Origin of the sequence: Endozoicomonas arenosclerae (assembly GCF_001562015.1) — a bacterium.
Taxonomy (GTDB): Bacteria; Pseudomonadota; Gammaproteobacteria; order Pseudomonadales; family Endozoicomonadaceae; genus Endozoicomonas_A; species Endozoicomonas_A arenosclerae.
In genome coordinates, this window is sequence record NZ_LASA01000306.1 from 1 (window position 1) to 1,053 (window position 1,053).

The 1,053-nt window shown below is 47.4% G+C and carries 2 protein-coding genes; both read left to right on the forward strand.

The genetic code is table 11. From position 1 onward, the window contains the following. Positions 1–211 precede the first annotated feature (211 nt). Positions 212–685, forward strand: a complete 474-nt coding sequence (locus WG89_RS31870; RefSeq protein ID WP_216638432.1) for a transposase — start codon at positions 212–214, stop codon at positions 683–685. 23 nt (positions 686–708) lie between these two features. Then, positions 709–1,053: IS1595 family transposase (locus tag WG89_RS31875; RefSeq protein ID WP_245663001.1), on the forward strand; the 345-nt coding region annotated here is incomplete at its 3' end.

The window sequence follows — 1,053 nt, forward strand, 5'->3', positions numbered from 1 at the left end:
GGGCCACCCAAATGCTGAGATAACGTTCAAAAATACCCATGGCTGATCTCTTCTTCGCTAATCGTCGAATAACGATTAATTGTTGTGAGAAATATCCCTGATCAAGTCTKAGTCAGGCAWTTAAASRWWGGCTCTTAATGGATTCTGGGGAGCTGGTTGAGGACGAGTTATTTGACTATGAATAGAAGACGTTTTCTTGTACAAAAGTGTCATGAAACTTTATGACCTCCTCGACAACGCCAAGTGCTTTGAACAGATACGCCAGATTCGCTGGCCTGACGGGGTGAAATGCCCTCACTGTGCCAGCTCAGACATAACCCGCCAAGGCAAGGACGATTCACAGCCTGACAGACAGAGATATTCTTGTAAAGAATGTCAGCGTCGTTTTGATGACCTGACACTTTCTGTTTTTTCAGGACACCATAAGCCTTTGAAAGTGTGGGTAAGCTGTCTGCACCTGATGTCACTCAATCTTTCGAATCAGCAGATCGCCCGTGAGCTCGATTTGAACGTAAGTGACGTACAAAAAATGACTCGGCAACTCAGGCAGTCCGTATACGATAAGCGCCCTGAGGTAGTCCTCAGTGGTGAGGTAGAATGTGATGAGGTTTATGTGGTGGCTGGCCACAAAGGTCATCCAGAGGCTGTGAAAAAAAACGTCGAAAAGGACGAAGAAACAGACTGAGAGCTGCTCGTGACCGAGGAACCTTGGAAAAAGAGAAACCACCCATCTTTGGTATGATTCAGCGAGGTGGCCAGGTAGTGATCCGTATGCTTGCCAATGTTAAACGGGCAACCATCAAGCCACTGATCAGAGCTACTATAGAGCCAGGCACTCTGGTGTACACGGATGAATACGCGATTTACAACGAACTGGCAGAATGGGGTTATGGCCATAAATCTGTCTGCCATGGAGCCGGTGAATATGCACGAGATGAGGACGGCGACGGTTTTCATGAGATTCATGTGAATACAATGGAGGGGTTCTGGTCGCTGTTGCGTTCCTGGTTGCGTCCTCATCGGGGTATATCACAAGAGAAGTTACCGCTGTAT

Bases quoted from the DNA above. Each gene is read 5' to 3' on its own strand.
- WG89_RS31870 (WP_216638432.1), top strand. From the start codon at position 212: ATGAAACTTTATGACCTCCTCGACAACGCCAAGTGCTTTGAACAGATA.